Raw genomic sequence first — 21,054 nt, 5'->3', positions numbered from 1 at the left:
GTGGCAAACAGTGGAACTTCAAGTGACAAACAGCCCTTTTAATCAAGAACAAGTTGAACTGCTTAATCGTCTTATTCCTACATTGACCGATGGACAACGTACTTGGTTGAGCGGATATATTGCAGCAATTCAGGCAAGCGCGACAATAACAGCTCCAGCTAACCTGGTACAGGCTGCACCAGCTACAGGTATTGCACCTGTCAGTGCTCCGCCAGTATCCCGGGAAGTTACCGTGCTTTTTGGTTCACAAACCGGGAATTCCAGTGGCCTATCGAAAAAGCTGGCCAAGAAACTTGAAGAGCAAGGTCTTCAGGTAACGTTGTCATCGATGGGGGATTTCAAACCGAACGGACTCAAGAAAATTGAAAATCTCCTCATTATCGTCAGTACGCATGGCGAAGGCGAACCACCAGATAATGCGATTCCGCTGCATGAATTCCTGAACAGCAAACGGGCTCCAAAGCTTGAAGGACTTCGTTACTCGGTGTTGGCTCTGGGAGATACCTCCTATGAGTTCTTTTGTCAGACAGGTAAGGACTTCGATAAACGATTGCAGGAATTAGGTGGTACAGCCCTTGTACCACGCGTGGACTGTGATGTTGATTTTGATGAAGCAGCTGCGGAGTGGATGAATGAAGTACTGGCATCCTTAAGCAGTACATCTGCTGCTGCGAGTACGGTAACCACGGAGGCTGTTACAGCTGCGGTGAGCAGCGGAGAATCCGAATATGATCGTACGAATCCATTTAAGGCTGAAGTGTTGGAGAATCTCAATCTGAATGGCAGAGGATCGGACCGTGAAACACGCCACATTGAGTTGTCTTTGGAAGGTTCCAGCCTGGATTACGAGCCAGGTGACAGCCTTGGGGTATTCCCTGAGAATCATCCGCGCCTTGTAGATGAATTGATTGCAGCCATGGGATGGAATGCCGATGAACGCGTGACCGTGAATAAAAATGGCGATCAGACATCTGTGCAAGAAGCGTTGCTGCGTTATTTTGAAATTACAGCTGTGACGAAACCGGTCGTGGAACAACTTGCGAAACTGAATCCTGGGAGTGGCCTGACAGCGTTACTCGCAGATGATTCCGAATTCCGCACGGTCATGAATAGCTGTGATCTGCTGGATCTGGTTCATGATTATAATCTGAAAGGGATTCCTGCCGGAGAATTTGTAGCTGCTCTTCGCAAAATTCCGGCACGTCTATACTCCATAGCGAGTAGTTCGAAGTCTTTCCCGGATGAAGTTCATCTTACTGTTCGTTCGGTACGTTATGAAGCACGTGGCAGAGAACGTTACGGTGTATGCTCGGTACATCTGGCTGAACGAATCGAAGCTGGCGACACCTTGCCTGTATATATACAGCATAACCCGAATTTTAAGCTGCCTGAGAACCCGGATACACCGATCATCATGGTTGGCCCAGGTACAGGTGTGGCGCCGTTCAGATCTTTCCTTGGTGAGCGTGAAGAGACAGGAGCAGAGGGCAAGACATGGCTGTTCTACGGAGATCAGCATTTCGCCACGGACTTCTTGTACCAGACGGAATGGCAACGTTGGCTCAAAGATGGTGTGCTCACTAAGATGGATGTAGCCTTTTCACGTGATACGGAACAGAAAGTGTATGTACAACATCGCATGCTGGAACACAGCAAAGAACTGTACCAGTGGCTTCAGGAAGGTGCAAGCGTATATATCTGTGGTGACGAGAAAAAAATGGCACATGATGTGCATGCTGCGCTCACCACGATTCTTGAACAAGAAGGCGGTTTATCGCCTGAGCAGGCATCGGAATATCTGACACGGTTACAGCAGGAGAAACGTTATCAGCGGGACGTCTATTAATCACCGGCCCAGCCGGATTGCACCATCCCGCAGAGACGAGAGGAGAAAGCAGCATGGTTTATAATAACTTACTTAACCCACAGCGCACGAATAGCGATGTGGAAGATATAAAGATCAAAAGTGATTACTTGCGCGGAAGTCTGACCGAAACGTTGGCTGATCGTATCACGGGGGCTATTCCAGAGGACGACAACCGTCTGATGAAACACCACGGTAGTTATATGCAGGATGACCGTGACCTGCGTAACGAGCGTCACAAATCCAAGCTGGAGCCTGCATACCAATTCATGTTACGTGTGCGTGCTTCCGGTGGGATTGTAACCCCGGAGCAGTGGTTGATGATGGATCGGGTAGCGCATAAATATGCGAATGAGACGATTCGTCTGACCACACGTCAGTCTTTCCAACTGCATGGCGTACTGAAGTGGGATCTTAAAAACACCATTCGCGAAGTGAACGATTCGTTGTTAAGCACACTGGCTGCATGTGGTGACGTAAACCGTAACGTGATGTGTAACCCTAATCCGAATCAATCCGATGTGCATGCTGAAGTGTATGAGTGGGCATGTCAGGTGAGCAATCATCTGGACCCTCGCACCCGGGCTTATCATGAGCTGTGGCTGGATGGGGAGAAAGTGGTTGATTCCCAGGACTCGGACGAAGAAGTTGAACCAATCTATGGCAAAGTGTATTTGCCACGGAAGTTCAAGATCGGTATTGCTGTACCGCCATCCAATGATGTGGATGTCTATTCACAGGATCTTGGCTTTATTGCTATTGTGGAGAACGGCAGGCTACAAGGCTTCAACGTTTCCGTTGGTGGTGGCATGGGGATGTCTCATGGTGACGCCAAAACCTATCCTCAGGTGTCCAAAGTCATTGGTTTCTGTACGCCGGAGCAAATGATTGATGTTGCAGAGAAAACAGTTATGATTCAGCGTGATTATGGAGATCGTGCAGTTCGTAAACATGCTCGTTTCAAATATACGCTGGATGATCGTGGTGTGGAGTGGTTTGTCGAAGAGCTGACCACCCGTCTGGGATGGAAACTGGATGCGGCACGTCCGTATCATTTCGAGACAAACGGAGATCGATATGGTTGGGTAAAAGGTAATAATGGCAGATGGCACTACACGCTGTTCATTCAGAATGGCCGGGTAAAAGATGTAGACGGCTATCCGCTCATGACGGGTCTACGTGAAATTGCCAAAGTGCATACGGGTGATTTCCGTCTGACTGCGAACCAGAATCTGATCATCGGTAATATCAGCAGCCAGAAGAAGAAAAAGATTGAAGCTCTGATTCAGCAATACAATCTAACCGATGGTGCACATTACTCTGCGCTACGCAGAAGTTCGATGGCTTGTGTTGCGTTTCCGACCTGCGGCCTTGCGATGGCTGAGTCCGAACGTTACTTGCCGTCCCTGATCGACAAACTGGAGCCTGTACTGGACGAAGCCGGGCTGAGAGACAAAGAGATTGTCATTCGCATGACGGGTTGCCCGAACGGATGCGCAAGACCGATGCTGGCGGAGATTTCATTTATCGGTAAAGCGCCGGGTAAATACAACATGTATCTCGGTGGTAGCTTCACCGGACATCGCTTGAATAAGCTGTACAAAGAAAACATTGGCGAAACCGAGATTCTGGACACATTAACTCCAATGGTGAACCAGTATGCCAAAGAGCGCAATGAAGGTGAACATTTCGGAGACTTTGTCATTCGTGCGGGTTATGTTCCTGAAGTGTTGGATGGTCGACAATTTCACGCGTAATTGACCGGGTAAGATGAACTGAAATTAGGACTGATTTAGGGCGGAAGCATTCCTTTATGGGGTGCTTCTTGTCTGCTATATATGGAGTGAATAGAGGTAACGTTAGTTGCTGCTGAGAGATTTATGAGAGGATAAACTGAGACTAATCTTCAAATAGAGATGGATAATCACCGCAGTTATTCCCATTATTTCGTGTGTATTAACTTGTTGAAGTACGCTCAACAAGATATAATGGCATAGTAGAAAGCAGATTAAATGTTGAAAGTGAGCGGAAACGATATGGGTCGTAAGTGGAATAATATCAAGGAAAAGAAAGCTTCAAAAGATGCAAACACGAGCCGGGTCTACGCTAAATTCGGCGTTGAGATCTATGTAGCTGCCAAGAAGGGCGAACCGGACCCGGAAGCGAACCGTGCACTGAAAGTCGTGCTGGAACGTGCCAAAACGTATAATGTACCCAAAGCCATCATTGATCGTGCGATGGAAAAAGCAAAAGGCAGCGGGGATGAGAACTATGAAGAGCTGCGTTATGAAGGCTTCGGACCGAATGGTGCGATGGTCATCGTTGATGCACTCACCAACAATGTGAATCGTACAGCGCCGGAAGTGCGCTCTGCGTTTAACAAAAACGCTGGCAACATGGGTGTCAGTGGTTCAGTTGCTTACATGTTTGATCCAACAGCGGTTATCGGTATAGAAGGCAAAAACTCCGAGGAAGTATTGGAACTTTTGCTTGAAGCAGATGTGGATGTACGTGATATCGTGGACGAAGACGATGCTGTAATTGTATATGCAGAACCGGATCAGTTCCACGCTGTACAAGAAGCATTCAAAGCTGCTGGTATTACTGAGTTCACAGTAGCCGAGCTGACCATGCTTGCGCAAAACCATATTGAACTTCCAGAGGATGCACAAGCTCAGTTCGAGAAACTGATCGATGCGCTTGAGGACCTTGAAGATGTTCAGCAAGTTTACCATAACGTAGAGTTCGTATAAGAGAACGAAACGATATGTGGTTTGATTGTATAAAAAGAGTGTCTGACCAATCTATGGGATTGGACGGACACTCTTTTTTGTTCGTTTACGAGTCAGACTGCAACGTTCCAGGGGACTGCTCTGATTTTTCCGATTTACCCCCACCGAACTTGAACAACACAATTCCTCCCACTATGACAAGTACACCCAGCAGCTGATTCCACGAAAAAGGAATTTGCTCCAGACCGAGCCACCCCATGGAATCAAACAATAGAGCAAAGCTCAGCTGGGATGTTAGCACGATCGAGATGGCATATGTGGGACCAAGTAGCTTCATCCCTTGCACGAGACAGAAGACTACACCAACACCAATGGCTCCGCTGAGCCAGTACCAGGGCTGCATATGCTGAAAGCTGAATGTATTCTTGCCCTCTACCAGCAGAGAGATTAGGAAAGATGCAATAAATCCGGTGAAAAGCACCATCGTTGTTGTGGACCATGAACCGGTGCGTTCATTGACTTTACTATTAAAAATCGTTTGCAGACTGACAAGTGCACCTGCCAGTAGCGCAAGCGAAATACCTGTGATTAACATGGTTGTCGAACTCCTTATTCATAAATGTTGTGGCCTGTTATTTCACGTAGACCCGCCCGGTCCTTGATCATAATCAATCCCTGATGTCGTTCAATTAACCCGTCTGCACAGAGCTTCTGGATGACCCGGTTCAGGTGTCGGTAACTGGTGCCGATCAGATTCGCGATGTCGGTCAGATTGAACGCGTCCAGCTCTTCATGAACGACGTTGCCCGCTTCTTCTGTTGAGATGGAGAGCAGGTAGCTGACTAGACGAACCTCAACGGGATACATCAGGTTGAAATTGGAAAAGTTCGAGTCAATGTAAAATTTGTGAGAGATGATTTTAAGCAAAAATTTAAGTAAAGGTGCATAATCGCTGGCAAGCTCAGCGAGCCATTGATAATGAATGCGAAGCATCACCACAGGTGACACGGCCTGAACCGTATTAACAATATCGCTTTCACGGACATACTCTATGTCACCGACAACTTCAAGCGGTGTTTTGAAACAAAGCACCAGCGTTTTGTCCTGAGCGGAGGTGGTGAAAATCTTGATTTTACCCTCGACCAGTACGTACAAATATTCGGAAGTTTCCCCTTCACGACAGATCAGTTCACACTTCTCAAAGTGGCATAACGTCATATGTGTACGCAGGGACTCGTGAAATACAGTTTCGAGTTGATATTGCTTCAGATACTGCATTAATTGTTGCTCGTTATGGATCTCTTGCACGCTGTTATTCACCCCCGACGATATGTTCAATCCTTCTCCAAAAACTATAGTTTCATAATAATGACACCAGTCACCATTAAGGCAATGCCCAGAAATTGCGGCAGTTTCATCTTTTGTTTCACCACGCCGAACCATCCGTTACTATCTACCAGAAAAGTCAGGAACAGCTGAGCAATCAACAGGGCCGAGATCGTGAATGTAACCCCAATTTGCTGAATTGCTGTCACTTCGCTGAAAATAATGACGGCGCCAAAAGCACCTCCAGCCAAGTACATAGGTTTTACTTGTTTGAGTCCTTGAAGGTTGGTGTCTCTAACAAAGATTAGGATCAGCGCCGCTAAGATGAATCCCGTCAGTTGTGTAATCGTAGCGGCCTGCCATGTGCCCATGTCGGTGCTAATCCGAGTATTGGCAACACCTTGGAGCGTGATACACGCGCCGCCCAGTAATGCAAAAATAATTCCTCTCATATGTACGCTCCTTATTCAATCACTTCGACTTCTATTATTAAATGATAAATTGACTCTGAACGCCAAGGACAAATGTCCTGAGCTTTGAAGTCACAGCATTTAGAGTACAATAAAGAACTCGGGAAATCCAGATGGGGGGCATGAAAAGATGCGTGGCATATGTGCTCAGTACTCATTTTTCATCATAATCTAACGAACTAGTGACACCTTGTTGTACTGATTCGATTGAATTGAGAAATCTAACAAATCTCAGCGACGTTAAATGGGCTATGTTGGGTAGAAATGGGCGGTAAAACAGGGGGAATGGAGGCATAGGGTGTCAACGATTCATTACTTTTGAAAATCGGCAAATATTCGCTAAATAGAGTGTGTCAGGTTCGGTAGCTGTCCAAGAAATGAAACGAGAGTCTGCCCAGCGTACCCCGGAGCATAGAAAGTAGCCAAAGCTCCGGGGTAGGAAAGGCAATGAGATTAGAAGCAATCAGCTAGAAGATTCTGATCCTCTCCATACAAATCCAATGATCCTATTAGATCACAGTGTACACAGGCTTCTCGCCTATAAAACGAACAAACAATTCAGGAAAACGTTCTGCCAACCTGTCTGTTAATAGCTTCATTCCCGAAGCCTCGCTCTCTGCATGCCCCATCATGATCAATGCCTTGGACTTGCCTTGTCGCACAGCATCACGGATATATTCCGGTGTCTCCCATTCGAATCCTTCTCCAGCGATGATGAGATCCAATTGCTCATTCTGAATCAAGGGAATCGTCACATGTCCATTACCACGAAAACCTACCAGTACCGCTGCACGTCTACAGACTATTTCCGCATTGCCTGCAACGCGTACATAATCGATGCCTAGGGAACTTTTCACATGGTGAGCAATAACTTCAACGGTGCTTCCTTCCGGAAAAGAAAGGACGTCTGCTTCCGGTAGTCGTTGCTCTACATAAGAGGACCACCCCAAGGCCTGAATCAGTCCTTCGGTAATGCCATCCGGTTGGAAGCGGTGGATGATATCATGACATCGATAGATGGAAATGCCTGCTTCGGTGATCAAGCTTTTTTTAGTTTCATAAACTGGATCATTGGCTAACCAATCGGTATGACTGTGATGGTTGTAGAAGGGGGATTCATGAGCGATAATTAGATTGGCCCCACGTTGTACGGCATGTTCAATGACATGTTGAGTGGGCATAAAAGTAACAAACACACCCGTGACCGTTTGGTCGGACGAGCCAGTAATCAGCCGATCTACCGTGTTCTCCGGTAACTCTACATGGGCTGTGAGATACTGTATAATGTCTTGAATGGTTATATTCATGAACATAAGTCCTCCAAAATAATAGATTTTATTGTTATTGTATCATTTTGAAGAATAAACAGTAGAATAGAAAGGTCTTGCTTGAAGTGACAAAAGGAGTTATACTGATCAAACATAACGGAATGAACGTTCATTCCTATATAAAGGAGGGATAGCCACATGGCTAAAAGCAGCAAAAAAGATGATATTTTTGCAGCTGCTTTAACGCTTTTTGCCCAGCGGGGATTCGATGCAACAACCATGCCGATGATTGCTGATTCGGCTCAGGTGGGAGCAGGTACTATTTACCGTTATTTTACGAACAAGGAAGTATTGTTGAATGAACTTTTTCAGAAAAGTATCAGGGAGTTTCTTGATGCCTTAAAACAAGGATTTCCGAATGAGCCGATACCTGTACGTGACCAGTTTCATCATATTTTTCGTGGATTGTTCAAGTTCGCAGAGTCCGACCCGGATCGCCTAAAGTTTATTAATTCTACGGGTAATGCATTGCATTTTCACGATGAAAGCAAGGAAAGTGTCAATGAATTTATGGGGTTTCTGAATGAATGCATACATAAGGGGCAGCAGCAAGGAGCCATTCTTATACTGCCTACAGAAGCTTTAATGAATATAGTTTACGGTGCTTTCATACATTTGTTTGAACACTTTAACAAAGGTCTCCTGGAAGCGACGCCGGAGCTAATGAACCAGCTTGAGGAGTGCCTGTGGAATGCCATTAGAGTCCATTGATTCTATTGGCCTTTTTTTACAACATAAACGGAATGAATATTCATTCCTATACCAGACATAAGGTGTGTGAAGATAAATCATGAATAAACTTAAGAATCCCAGAACGATTTCCCTGATTTTTTGGATACTTATTACTCTCGTTTCTGTAGTGGCGATGCCTGATTTTGGTCAACTGGTAAAAGAAAAAGGACAGATTTCAATTCCTAAAACGGCACAAAGCCAGGTTGCTGCGACTATGTTGAAAGATATGGATAAGGATAGCGGGAATACTTATTCCATCATTGCTGTATTTAATAGTGGAGAAGATACACAAGCATTAACGAACCAGCAAAAGACGGAGATCGAATCCGTTTTATCCAACCTGAAAAATCAGAAAAAGCAACTGAATATTGAGACGATCACAACCCATCTGGATGGTGAAGAGCAAGCTGATCGGCTTATATCCGAGGACCGAACCACGATCCTGACTCAAATTACCGTCACTAAAGATGACAATATTCCTCTTTCGGAAGTGATTAGTCTGTTAAAAGAATCTTCAGCCATCCCTGATGTGGATACATATCTGACGGGAGCTGACCTGATCGATGATGATTTTGGTAAATCGATTGAAGACGGTGTGCAGAAAACAGAAATTATCGCAATCATTTTCATCCTCGTTATCCTGATTATTATTTTTAGATCGCCGATCATACCTGTTATTTCACTGCTCACGGTAGGTATATCTTACGTTGTTTCATTAGCTATTGTGGGATATCTTGTAGATTGGTTTAACTTTCCGTTCTCGAACTTTACTCAGATATTTATGGTCGTTATCCTCTTTGGTATTGGGACGGATTATAATATCCTGTTATATACCAGATTCAAGGAGGAACTAAGTAGACAAAATGGCGATGTGATTCTTGCGACCAAAACGACATTTAAAACAGCAGGCAGAACCGTATTGTATAGCGGCATCGCTGTATTCATCGGGTTTCTTTCACTCCTGCTTGCCAAGTTTCAGTTATATCAAGCAACCTCTGCGGTGGCGATCGCAGTAGCGGTTCTCATTATCGTCCTCAATACGTTGAACCCGTTCTTCATGGTTGTCATGGGCAAAAAAATGTTCTGGCCATCGAAAAAATTCGAAGGCCATGCGGACAGCCGACTGTGGGGATTTTTATCCCGCAAATCGGTACAAAGACCTTTCCTGGCAATCATTCTGGTTGCGGTGATTAGTGTTCCTTTATTATTCAGTTACAGTAATCGACTAAGTTATAATGACCTGTTTGAAGTCAATAATGACTACAATTCCAAACAGGGGATTAATCTTATTATGGAGCATTATGCACCAGGATTCTCAGCGCCAACAACATTGGTTGTGCAATCCGAGCAGGCAATGGACAATCAGACATTGCTGAAGGCACTGGATGATCTGACGGATAAGATGTCCAAGGTGGAAGGTGTCTCTGAGGTTTACAGTGTCACTCGACCAACTGGAGTCCAAATTAAAGAGTTGTATATTAACGATCAAGCAGAGGAGCTTAATCAGGGTATTGGTAAAGCAAACGATGGTGTGGGCGAAATTAAGGAAGGTTTGTCCTCTGCAGCTGGACAGCTTCAATCATCAAATGATTTAAGTAACGTACAGCTGTTGATTGACGGGACAAGCCGGTTGCAAGTTGGAGTAAATGCATTGGGAGACGCCATGAATCAGGTATCTGATGGGCTGAATAATGGGGAAGAAGGGGCAGAGACGTTGAAAAACGGACTTACTACCCTTAAAGAAAAGGTTGGAGTCCTGTCTAAAGGCGCCAATGATCTGCAAAAAGGGTATACGCAACTTGAACAGGGATTTGGTTCCTTTAGTGGTACTTTCACAAGCATCAAGACAGCTATTAAGGGAGCGCTTGATGCCTATGCTCAGATCGAAGGCAGCATGACCCGTCTAATTGTGAATCACCCTGAGTTACAACAAGAAGAAGATGCTGTACAAGTGATTAATATTTCTCAAGCGGCTCAAACTGAACTGAACGCGTTATACACACAGCTGGACCCGTTGATACAGCAGTACAATGGGGCTATGGTTTCTTTCAAGGAAGCCAACGAGTCAATGGCTCAAATTAGTGGCGGTCTGACTCAGGTTGCTGTAGGTGTCGGCCAGCTTGAAGACGGTGCTGGCGAGCTATCCAAAGGTTTGGCCACTGGAGCCAATGGAACCAAGCAGATAGCGGGTAAAACATTGGAAGTGAAAGATGGGCTGGGTCAGATTAATGAAGGACAGAGTCAGTTGTTAAGCGGTCTGAACGATTTGCAGGACAAAATGGGTGAGTTGAAATCCGGATTGACCGAAAGTACAAAAGGACTCTCAGATGTGTCGAAGGGTCTTGGTGATGCCGAAGATTATTTGGGTCATCTTGGCCAGTCTGATGCTGCGAAAAGCTTCTACATTCCAGAAGAAGTATTAAAAGGAGAAGAGTTTCTAACTTCGCTCGACATGTATATGTCTTCGGACCGGAAGACAGCGGAAATCACCATCATTTTGACCGACAATCCTTATTCGAAAGAAGCGATGGATGTTGTTCAAAATCTTAAAAAGCAGTTGGAAACGGCTTTGGTTGGCACGGATTTGAGTGAGGCGAAAGTGGCACTGGGCGGCATACCGTCACAGAACCTGGATATGAAAGAATTATCCGGAGGTGATCTGATTCGGACGTCCATGATCATGCTGATTGGAATTGGATTGATACTTTTGTTCATTATTCGTTCGTTTTGGCAGACTGTAATCATTATAGGTGCGTTATTCCTGACGTATTATGTGGCCCTCGGTCTGAATGAATTGCTGATGGTTGGACCGCTTGGCGTTGACTATCTGAGCTGGAACGTTCCTTTCTTCAGTCTGATCATGATTGTTACACTTGGTGTGGACTACAGTATCTTCCTCATGATGAAATATCGTGAGATTGAAGGAGATCCAATTCATAAAATTACGGAAGCTTCCCGTAATATAGGAGGGGTCGTGATCTCGGCGGCAGTAATATTGGGAGGTACCTTCGCCGCACTAATTCCTTCCGGTGTTGTTACACTGATTGAAGTAGCTATTTCTGTCATCATCGGATTGGTTTTGCTAAGTTTTGTCATGCTCCCAATCTTGCTTCCGGCTCTAATCAGTCTATTACACAAGTTAAAAAACTGGGGTTCGGGGTCCGATCCCATAAACAAATAAACAAATAAACAAATAAATCATCTTTATATCAAACGATTCCTGACAAACATGACGTCAGGGGTCGTTTTTTATTTTTTTATCCTATGAATTATAACTAGTTATCATAACAATGCGGGAAATAATCTAACGTGAAACAATGACGGATTCATATAGTTTTCTCAAACAAGAATAAGTATACTTACATAGAGTCTTTGTTTGTCTTAAATGGAGCTGAGTGCAAGAAAAGCAGTTTCTATTTCAATATACTGAGGATCAGCATTCATTTGCAACAATAAAACAGATTGTGAAAGGGGATAACTACGATGACAGCAACAACAATTATGGAACGTCTGAAGAGCGAGACAGCTCATTATCACAGACAAGTAGAACAGAACCCTTATGCAAAAGCCATTATGAATCAAACTGTGACTATAGAAGAATATAGAACATATTTAGAGAAGTTTTATGGATTCCTGAAACCGCTGGAAGTTCAGGCTGTACAACAGCCTTTCTGGGGAAGTACGGGTTTGGATATCGAGATTAGAGGCAAGGCTGGACTGTTGGAGAAAGATTTACGAAATCTGGGTGCCAGTGAAGAGGAAATCAGCCAACTTCCGCTCTGTGAAGAACTGCCGGATATTTCAACACCTGCCCGTTTGTTCGGATATCTGTATGTAATTGAGGGGTCCACGAACGGTGGACAGATCATGACCAAGCGCTTGTCGCAGTTCCTGACCATTGAAGCTGATCGTGGATTGGAATATTTCAATGCTTACGGCTCTGAGACAAGAACAAGATGGAGCGAGTTTACAGGTTTGCTTCAGCAGTCCATCAGCACTCCAGAAGATCATGACAACATGGTACACAGTGCATCAGAGACATTCCGACTATTAGATCAATGGATTAATACGTAGGGCGGACTTTTTTCATATATTAAAAGGAACCTATATAAGTTGAAACAATACATTTACACCTAACGGAGAGGACAGAGAAAAGTTAAATAGACATGATGAAAAGAGGGCAGAAATGCCTTCTTTTTTGTGTCCAGGAATGTCTAAATTTCGTCACCGCAGACACAGCACAAGTGATATAATGATCCCTATGGATACACTTGTTCGTATTCTGTCTTGGAGGAGGGTGAGATAACGTTCTATGAAAGACAACTCAAGACAATTGGAATTTATGGAGATAGATCTGAGTGAAGAACCTGAAACAGCAGCAGTTCCGGTTCCTGATCGTTCAACCATTGTGCAGTCTGCACATGATACGATGCAGCATCGAGGAGGCATATTGTCCTCAGAAAAACGTTTTGTAGAGGAAGGTAAGCAGTGGGTAGAGATGGAGGGGGATGTATCCCCGTGGGTTCCCTTTATGAGTTACTGGCCAACGTATGGCGTGATGAACGAAGCCCAGCGCAAGTGGTATATGTTTTGGAGGAAGGAAGTACGTCAGGGGAGATACCCGGATACCGATCTGTCCTATCTATTTGTTCATATCTACGAGTTAATTAACGGCATTGGCTGGCAGAATCCTCAGGATGGTTATGATCAATTGAAGCAGCTATGGGTGAACTACCGTGAACGGTTGCCCCAATTAAATATATATATGCAAGAGTGGATGGTCGATTATGTGCTGGTCCATCAGATGGAAATGTCCTTATCCGAGATCATGGGCCTTTCAGGCGGATACCTGCCAGCAGAGATGCTGGATAGGGAGCTGCAACGTATTTTACAGGATAAGGCATCGGATATATCGCTGAATATGCTGCAAAGATATTATGATTACGATATTACACTCAGTAAATTTTATAGAGATGGCGGCAAAGAAGTGATGGAGCAGTACATCCCGCGGGTCATGGCCTTGGTTGATTCGTATCTGGAACGTACGCGACAAGTTGGACTGTTGCCTGAGTGTGATCCCAACGATGAACGCACGATGGAGCGCATTCTGTTTCGCAAAGCAGTCTATGATGAATCGATCTATGGAAGATCGGTATCGTTCAGATATATGCCCATAGGTGAACATGCTGAATTTGTGCAGATGGTTACGCGGATCTATCGATGTACTGAAAATAAACTTCGTGAACTGCTCGGATTCAGAGGCAGATTGCGAGGACAGACTCTTGAACCCGAACTTGCAAATCTGATTGAGCGATACCTGGACAAAACATACGCGATCGAACAGGCGAAGTCCGTGGAACAACCGATGATTCGTATTGATTCAGAGAAACTGGCGTCTTTACAGCAGGAAAGTGAGTACGTGCGATTGGCGCTTACAATTGAGGATGATCACCCTTCTGAAGTGAAGGATGAAGAGGTTAATAGCGCAAATGTTACAAGTAATCCATTCGATGTACTGGAAGCAAGGAATGAGATCACTCCAACTGAAGGTTCCATGGAGTCGGAGCCATCTGCAGTAGAGATTGCAACAGGAGCGGAAGTAGAATCGATTAGGTTGCAGTGGGACGAGTCTGCTGAGGCTGATCTGGATGAAGAATGGCTGCTCTTTGCCAATGAACTCTCCCCCCAGCAGGTGCAAACGATTCATGTCCTACTTGGCGCAAGTCCAGATACGGAGCTGATGCGTCTGGCTGAGCAATATGGAACGATGCCTACGCTTCTGCTGGATGAAATTAATGATGTGGCTATGGAAACGATCGGTGATCTTCTGATTGATGGTGAACGGATTGTTCCTGATTATATAGATGTGTTCGAACATGTGAAGAGGTGATACGCAGTGACAGAACTTAAAATACCAAAGCGGCTGACCACCGCGCTTGTAAATTCATTGACAGCTGGTGTTGTCCCGCGCATAGGACTGGAGCAGATTGCTGTTGGTCGGAAACCGGAAGTGGAAGCCATCTTGCGGGATATGGATAATATCGCCGAGGGAGGCGCTGCGTTTAAACTCATTACGGGTCGTTACGGCAGCGGTAAAAGCTTTCTTTTGCAAATGATTCGTAACTATGCGATGGATCGTGACTTCGTTGTTGCGGATGCGGATCTGTCACCTGAGCGTCGATTGGTGGGAACCAAAGGGCAGGGACTTGCGACATATCGCGAACTGATGACTCGTCTGTCTACACGCACACGCCCGGATGGGGGAGCGTTGGAGCCGATTTTGCAAAAATGGATCGCAGGGTTGCAACAGTCCACGATGCAGAGTCAGAACTTGCGCCCGGATGATCCCGCTCTGCCGCTGGAAGTAGAGAAGCAGATCTATGCGGTGACGGGGGAGATGCAGAATCTGGTTCACGGCTTTGATTTTGCCAAAGTACTGGCGTCGTACTGGAACGGGTACAAGCTGGCTGATGATGATCGCAAACAGGCGGCGCTTCGCTGGCTTCGAGGAGAATTTGCAACCAAAACGGAAGCGAAAAAAGAACTCGCTGTTGGGGTCATTATTGACGATGATAACTGGTATGACTACTTCAAATTGTGGTCTGAATTCACAGCGCACATTGGTTACAAAGGATTGCTGTTGTTCATTGATGAAGCGGTGAATCTGTACAAAATTACAAACAGTGTCTCCCGCCAAAGCAACTATGAGAAATTGCTGACCATGTTCAATGATACGATGCAGGGCAAAGCGGAGCACCTGGGTATATTTGTAGGTGGTACGCCGCAATTTGTGGAGGATGAACGGCGCGGATTATACAGCTATGAAGCGCTTCGCTCCAGGCTTATTGATGGTCGTTATGCAGCCAAAGCGTATGCGAATTACACAGGTCCGATCCTGAAGCTGGCGATGTTATCGCATGAAGAGATTCTGATTTTGCTCCAGAAGCTGCGGCAGATTCATGCCCTGCATTTTGGATACAGCGCAAGTCTGACGGATGAACAATTGGTTGATTTTATGCAAACGGCGGTGAACCGGCTGGGTGCGGATGAATTGCTGACCACGCGTGAAGTAGTACGAGACTTTATGGATGTTCTGCATACGTTACACCAGAATCCTGAAGTGACTTATACTCAATTACTTGGCGAGCGGGTTGCCAAACCTCAGGAAACGGGTAAAGGGGCAGATGCTTCCGCGAATACAGATGATCTGGACGACTTTCTGACGGAGTTTGAATTATGAGTGATAATCCGTTCTATCGGCTGGCGCCGTTTGTTCAGGAATTTATATATAAAAAAAGATGGGAGTCGCTTCGTCCTGCCCAGATTGAGGCCTGCAATATCTGTTTTCATACCCCGCATCATATGCTGATTGCGGCGGGAACGGCCTCCGGCAAAACGGAGGCGGCTTTTTTTCCTGCATTGACCGAGCTGTATGAACGGCCTTCCAAGTCGGTTGGTATTTTGTACATTGGACCTCTGAAAGCCCTGATTAATGATCAATTCGAACGTCTTAAGGATCTGTTATCCGAAGGAAATATTCCGGTTTGGCATTGGCACGGGGACGTACCTCAGGCGGAGAAAACAAAACTGATGAAAAATCCGTCCGGTGTGCTCCAGATAACTCCAGAATCGCTGGAAGGTCTGCTCATGAATCGACCGAATGCAATCCCGGCGCTGTTTCATGACCTGCGGTATGTCATCATCGATGAGGTGCATGCTTTCATGGGAGCGGATCGGGGCATTCAAGTACTCAGCGAACTTGCCAGAATCGAGCGTATGGCTGGCTGTGCACCGCGAAGAGTGGGCTTGTCCGCTACACTTAGTGACTATGATACGGCTACATCTTGGCTTGCTGCGGGAACGCAGCAGGGAGTGGATGTGGTCTCTTCCCCGGGCGGTCGCAAGCTACGACTGCGGGTGGAACATTTCTCTTTTCCAGATGCACAGGACGAGGAGCAGGCGGAGCAGCTTCATAACGCACGCAAAGCGTACTACGACTTCATCTATGAGAGCACACATCGTAAAAAAGCGCTGATCTTCACCAACAGCCGAACGGATGCAGAAGTCACCATTCTTGAGATGCGGCGAGTCGCGGCTCGCAGGCAAGAGCGTGATGTGTTCCATGTGCATCATGGAAGTATCTCGGCTATGCTGAGGGAAGAGACGGAAGCTGCCCTACGCACTGGATCGGGGCCTGCGGTTGCTGCGGCAACGGTCACGCTTGAACTGGGCATCGATCTGGGCGAACTGGAACGTGTGGTTCAGCTCGGTGCACCGTATAGTGCGTCTAGCTTTGTACAGCGTCTGGGACGTTCAGGGAGACGAGAGGACATGGCATCGGAGATGCTTTTTGTATGTCCGGAGGAAGAGGATGAGGAAGCGCAATTGCCAGCACGTATGCCGTGGACGTTGATGCGTGCGATTGCTGTTATCGAACTATATGTAAAAACCAAATGGGTCGAGCCGCTTGAAGCTCGCAAAATGCCCATAGGTGTGCTCTACCATCAGACGATGAGCATGTTGAAAAGTATGGGGGAGGCGGAGCCGAGAGATCTTGCGGAAGCCATCCTTTCGCTGGCCCCATTTGCGTTGATTAGACCTGATCAATATCAGGTTTTCCTGAATTACCTCATTGAGACGGATCATCTGCAATGGACAGAGGATCGAACATTGATCATCGGTCTGACAGGTGAGAAAATTGTGAATAATTATCGCTTCTACGCCGTGTTTAAGGACGATGAGGAACATAAAGTACTGAACGGCTCTGAAGAGATTGGTTCGATTACAACCGTGCCCCCACCTGGCTATTGCTTCTCGCTCGCAGGCAAACTGTGGAAAGTGGAAGAGGTCGATCACAAGCACAAGGCTGTGTATGTGAAGTCTGCAAAAGGTAAAGTAGATACATTATGGCTTGGCGCGGGAGGAGATATTCATACGTCGGTCGTACAGAAAATGCGTGAAGTGTTGTCCGACTCGACCATCTATCCCTATCTGTCACCACAAGCCGTCAATCGACTTGAACGGGCGCGCCGCCTAGCTCGTGAAAGCGGACTGTTAAAGCAGGTCGTGATTCCGGCAGGGGGAGATTCGATGTACGTTCTTCCTTGGGTGGGAAGTAAATCATTCCGTACATTGGAGCGCCTGATGAAGCATAATCTGTCCAAGAAACTTGCCTTGCGTTCGGTTGTGCCCATGGAGCCATATTATTTTGTAGTGTCGGGCAAGGTCGATGAACGAACATTGTTAGCCGAGATTATGAGTGAGTGTCGGGCGGCTGAAGACGCATCTGCGTTACTGGCTGAAGATGAAGCACCTTATCTGGGCAAGTATGATGAATTTGTCGCGCCGCCTTTGATCCGTGAGGCTTTTGCCGTAGATGGGCTGGATTTGGATGGATTGAAGGCAGGTTTACAACAAACATTGGAGTGGGACTCCTCAGGCTCCAATCGAACATGACGTTTTTGCGTAATTAGAGTGCTCGAAGAATGGTACAGCGATCGAAGCGACTCGGTGTAATAATTTAGTTCAACTTTTTATACGGAATAGGGTTGACACCATCTCACCTCCCATGTAATATATGAAAAGTCGTCACACACGAATTACATCAAATTGCATATATCATTTCGTATAACCTCGCAGGCCGAAAGTGTACACAGGGCGAGGGTCTCTACGGGAAGCCTATACTTCCTAACTACGATGCCAAGGAATCAATGTATTCCTTGCTCGTAGTTAGGATTTTTTGCATTTAGATGGTGTCTGTGACCTTGGCATGAACCAACATGCGGGCGTATTTTTCTTATCATCAGGAGGTTTATTCACAATGAAATATTATCTGTCCGTTCTCGCGGGAGCGATGAGCTATGGCATATTATCCACGATTGTGGTTCTGGCGTACGGCGAAGGATATAAACTTGGAGAGGTTGTGGGAGCACAGCTGATCACGGGTTTTCTTCTATCCTGGATGCTCGCGCTATACACAAAATTTAGAACAAAACGTAAGTCACAGGCAAATGGCAAAGCATCAGGAGCCGTGGCACAGGTATTCAAGCGGTTGACGTGGAAACAACGTCTGATATTGATGGCTGCTGGAACACCAACGGTAATTACAGGTCTCGTGTATTATCAGTCTTTGCGTTACATTCCGGCTTCACTTGCCATTATCCTGTTGTTCCAGTTCACATGGATTAGCGTATTGATTCAGGCGATAAGCAAACGGCAACGTCCAGACAAAGTCACGTTCCTGACGTTGATCATTCTGTTTGGTGGAACTTTGCTGGCAGCGGGTTTCCTGGAACAAGGATTGGGTGAGTTCAACGGTCTGGGTATTGCTCTTGGACTAATGGCAGCCGTAAGTTATTCCCTGTTTGTCTTGTTCAGCGGCAAAGCGGTTCCTTCAGCGCATCCAGCCTTCCGCAGTGCGTGGATGGTTACAGGCGGATTGATCTTGTTGTGCATTTTGTTCCCACCGACATTCCTCTTTAACGGATTGATCTGGAGCCAGTTGCTTGTATTTGGATTGCTACTTGGATTCTTCGGGGCATTCATTCCACCAGTACTGTTCGCTATTGGCGTTCCGCATATTGGTGGTGATATGGCCGGAATCCTTGGTGCAGTTGAGCTTCCAATTGCAGTATTGTTATCCTCAATCGTGCTCCATGAGCATGTCAGCGGATTGCAGTGGTTCGGAGTTATTATTGTGCTCATTGGTGTAGCCCTGCCAGAGTTGTATAAATTACGCATGAGACGAATTCGGAATACACCGATCTATTCCTGAGTTATACCAAAAGGGATATAGCAAAGCATGAACGGGAATACCCGTAGATAAGCCTGAGAAATCAGGCTTTTTCTATTGAAATATTTTTGCTCAATCGCAATAGCCCAGAGGGGTCATTTTCATTGTCATGCGAATCAGGTATGCTTAATGAATACATCCGTCTGTTGATTGAATATTGATGGGACATCGAATGAGGAGTGTTTATATGAAAAGCTGGTTTGGAAAAACATGGCCTTGGTTAACGCTGGGTCTGACCGTTGTTGTACTGCTTGGATCATTTTTGGTTTATTTTATGGGCAAAGACGTATCCCCGGGATCGGGAAGTGCAGTAACTGCACAAGCTGAGACTCCGGAGGATTTGAAGGGATATGAAGTCATTGATGTGGACGTGAGCAACGATGGTTTTGGACCAGACGTTATCGAGGTGAAAGCTGGCGTACCGACCAAAATCAACTTTATTCTGACCCGGTCGGTGACACATGTGAAATCAGTGGGATCACAAAAGCTTGGCATGGATCTATACATGCAAAAGGGACCCAATTATTATACGGTCGACAAAGATCTGCCCAAGGGAGAATATGAGATCCATTGCGGCATGTACATGATATATGCAACGATTAAGGTCGTATAAGCAGAAGGAGCAAGGTTTCGGGTCACCGAGCTTTGCTCCTTTTTTTGGTGCGTGATATCATGAGAAAGTGGGTAAAATCGATCAGGAGGTGGCGAAATGAAAGCGCTATTTATTGGAGGGACAGGCACCATCAGTACGGCCATTACGGAGATGCTTGCACAGCAAGGCTGTGAACTTTATTTAATTAATCGTGGCAATCATAACGATGACTTACCTAGTGAGGTCAACGTACTTCAAGCCGATATTAATGACGAGGCACGTGTAGCGGAACTGATTGCTGATCTGGAATTTGATGTTGTGGCAGACTTTATCGCTTTTGTACCGTCTCAATTGGAGCGAGATTACCGTTTGTTCAAGGATAAAACCAAGCAGTTTATATTTATAAGTTCAGCATCAGCGTATCAGACTCCTCTGGCCGATTACCGGATCACGGAAGGTACGCCCTTATCGAATCCATACTGGGAGTATTCTCGCAACAAGATTGCCTGTGAAGACTATCTGATGAAACAATACCGCGAGCATGGGTTTCCTGTTACCATCGTGCGTCCGAGCCATACGTATGGCGACAAATCGGTACCTCTCGGTGTTCATGGTGCTCAAGGCAGCTGGCAGGTTCTCAAGCGTATCCGTGAAGGAAAACCCGTTATCATCCACGGAGATGGCACCTCACTGTGGACCATTACGCACAATACTGATTTTGCCAAAGGGTTTATTGGGCTTATGGGAAATATCCATGCCATTGGTGAATCGGTACATATCACCTCGGATGAATCCGTCACCTGGAATCAGATTCATGAGATTATAGCTGGTGTGTTGGGCGTTAAGCTTCATGCGGTGCATGTACCCTCTGAGTTCTTGGCCGCATGCAGTGATCAGGATCTTCGCGGCGGATTGCTGGGTGACAAAGCCAATACCGTTGTCTTTGATAACAGCAAGCTGAAGCGGCTTGTTCCGGAATTTGTAGCAACGACAAGAGCTGATCAGGGCATTCGACGTACGATTGAGCACATTCTGGCGCATCCTGAATTACAGACCGAAGATCCGGAATTTGATGTATGGTGTGACAAGGTCGTTGGCGCACTAGACGAAGCGTTATTAAAGATCAGAGATGAGAAATGAGAAGTAAGGCGTTCATGATCAAGTGTTTACATTCATGTGCTTAATCGTTATAATCAAGAAAAAATGACACTTGTTAGG

At 46.0% G+C, this 21,054-nt stretch carries 16 protein-coding genes and 1 riboswitch; of the genes, 12 read left to right on the top strand and 4 right to left on the bottom strand.

The window, feature by feature from the left end:
• Positions 1 to 10 precede the first annotated feature (10 nt).
• From MHI01_RS05205 to MHI01_RS05195, 3 genes are all read left to right on the top strand, one after another.
• Positions 11 to 1,846 (top strand): assimilatory sulfite reductase (NADPH) flavoprotein subunit, encoded by a 1,836-nt coding sequence (locus MHI01_RS05205; RefSeq protein ID WP_340904154.1) that lies wholly within the window; start codon positions 11 to 13, stop codon positions 1,844 to 1,846.
• 53 nt (positions 1,847 to 1,899) lie between these two features.
• Positions 1,900 to 3,621 (top strand): assimilatory sulfite reductase (NADPH) hemoprotein subunit, encoded by a 1,722-nt coding sequence (gene cysI / locus MHI01_RS05200; protein WP_340982687.1) that lies wholly within the window; start codon positions 1,900 to 1,902, stop codon positions 3,619 to 3,621.
• Positions 3,622 to 3,900: 279 nt separating this feature from the next.
• The gene (locus MHI01_RS05195; RefSeq protein ID WP_036608916.1) at positions 3,901 to 4,617 is read left to right on the top strand and encodes a YebC/PmpR family DNA-binding transcriptional regulator; all 717 of its coding nucleotides are present in this window, start codon (positions 3,901 to 3,903) and stop codon (positions 4,615 to 4,617) included.
• Positions 4,618 to 4,702: 85 nt separating this feature from the next.
• Here the strand turns inward: MHI01_RS05195 and MHI01_RS05190 are convergent, their stop codons facing one another.
• The 4 genes from MHI01_RS05190 to MHI01_RS05175 all read right to left on the bottom strand — a co-directional run bounded on the left by MHI01_RS05190 (position 4,703) and on the right by MHI01_RS05175 (position 7,699).
• The gene (locus MHI01_RS05190) at positions 4,703 to 5,191 is read right to left on the bottom strand and encodes a DMT family transporter (protein WP_062834134.1); all 489 of its coding nucleotides are present in this window, start codon (positions 5,189 to 5,191) and stop codon (positions 4,703 to 4,705) included.
• Between the two features lie 14 nt (positions 5,192 to 5,205).
• The gene (locus tag MHI01_RS05185; RefSeq protein ID WP_340982686.1) at positions 5,206 to 5,904 is read right to left on the bottom strand and encodes a Crp/Fnr family transcriptional regulator; all 699 of its coding nucleotides are present in this window, start codon (positions 5,902 to 5,904) and stop codon (positions 5,206 to 5,208) included.
• 44 nt (positions 5,905 to 5,948) lie between these two features.
• Positions 5,949 to 6,374: a DMT family transporter gene (locus MHI01_RS05180; RefSeq protein ID WP_105409482.1), complete on the bottom strand. Its 426-nt coding sequence runs from the start codon at positions 6,372 to 6,374 to the stop codon at positions 5,949 to 5,951.
• A gap of 527 nt (positions 6,375 to 6,901) precedes the next feature.
• On the bottom strand, positions 6,902 to 7,699 hold the full coding sequence (locus MHI01_RS05175; protein WP_340982685.1) for a Nif3-like dinuclear metal center hexameric protein: 798 nt from the start codon (positions 7,697 to 7,699) through the stop codon (positions 6,902 to 6,904).
• Positions 7,700 to 7,858: 159 nt separating this feature from the next.
• Between MHI01_RS05175 and MHI01_RS05170 the strand changes: the two genes are divergently transcribed.
• The 9 genes from MHI01_RS05170 (at position 7,859) to MHI01_RS05130 (ending at position 20,976) form a co-directional block, all read left to right on the top strand.
• Complete coding sequence (locus MHI01_RS05170) at positions 7,859 to 8,431, top strand: TetR/AcrR family transcriptional regulator (RefSeq protein ID WP_017688759.1); 573 nt, start codon at positions 7,859 to 7,861, stop codon at positions 8,429 to 8,431.
• 79 nt (positions 8,432 to 8,510) lie between these two features.
• Positions 8,511 to 11,633, top strand: a complete 3,123-nt coding sequence (locus MHI01_RS05165; RefSeq protein ID WP_340982684.1) for an MMPL family transporter — start codon at positions 8,511 to 8,513, stop codon at positions 11,631 to 11,633.
• Positions 11,634 to 11,935: 302 nt separating this feature from the next.
• Complete coding sequence (locus tag MHI01_RS05160) at positions 11,936 to 12,526, top strand: biliverdin-producing heme oxygenase (protein ID WP_340982683.1); 591 nt, start codon at positions 11,936 to 11,938, stop codon at positions 12,524 to 12,526.
• Between the two features lie 238 nt (positions 12,527 to 12,764).
• Positions 12,765 to 14,342 carry a TerB N-terminal domain-containing protein gene (locus tag MHI01_RS05155; protein WP_340982682.1) on the top strand — a complete coding sequence of 526 codons (1,578 nt, stop codon included), beginning with the start codon at positions 12,765 to 12,767 and terminating at the stop codon, positions 14,340 to 14,342.
• Positions 14,343 to 14,348: 6 nt separating this feature from the next.
• Entirely contained in the window at positions 14,349 to 15,692 is a 1,344-nt protein-coding gene (locus MHI01_RS05150; protein ID WP_340982681.1) for an ATP-binding protein, read from the top strand.
• Positions 15,689 to 17,908: a DEAD/DEAH box helicase gene (locus MHI01_RS05145; RefSeq protein ID WP_340982680.1), complete on the top strand. Its 2,220-nt coding sequence runs from the start codon at positions 15,689 to 15,691 to the stop codon at positions 17,906 to 17,908. Before MHI01_RS05150 ends, MHI01_RS05145 begins: the two co-directional genes overlap by 4 nt.
• A gap of 147 nt (positions 17,909 to 18,055) precedes the next feature.
• Positions 18,056 to 18,166, top strand: a riboswitch (purine riboswitch).
• 106 nt (positions 18,167 to 18,272) lie between these two features.
• Positions 18,273 to 19,226 (top strand): EamA family transporter, encoded by a 954-nt coding sequence (locus MHI01_RS05140; protein ID WP_340982679.1) that lies wholly within the window; start codon positions 18,273 to 18,275, stop codon positions 19,224 to 19,226.
• A 205-nt stretch (positions 19,227 to 19,431) separates the two neighbouring features.
• Positions 19,432 to 19,857 (top strand): cupredoxin domain-containing protein, encoded by a 426-nt coding sequence (locus tag MHI01_RS05135; RefSeq protein ID WP_017688751.1) that lies wholly within the window; start codon positions 19,432 to 19,434, stop codon positions 19,855 to 19,857.
• A 96-nt stretch (positions 19,858 to 19,953) separates the two neighbouring features.
• Positions 19,954 to 20,976 (top strand): SDR family oxidoreductase, encoded by a 1,023-nt coding sequence (locus MHI01_RS05130; RefSeq protein WP_076249496.1) that lies wholly within the window; start codon positions 19,954 to 19,956, stop codon positions 20,974 to 20,976.
• The last annotated feature ends 78 nt before the right edge of the window (positions 20,977 to 21,054 follow it).

This window comes from Paenibacillus sp. FSL M7-0656, assembly GCF_038003225.1.
Classification (GTDB): domain Bacteria; phylum Bacillota; class Bacilli; order Paenibacillales; family Paenibacillaceae; genus Paenibacillus; species Paenibacillus amylolyticus.
Note: the sequence above shows the minus strand (reverse complement) of the source record. Positions and strands in the feature narration are given on the sequence as shown.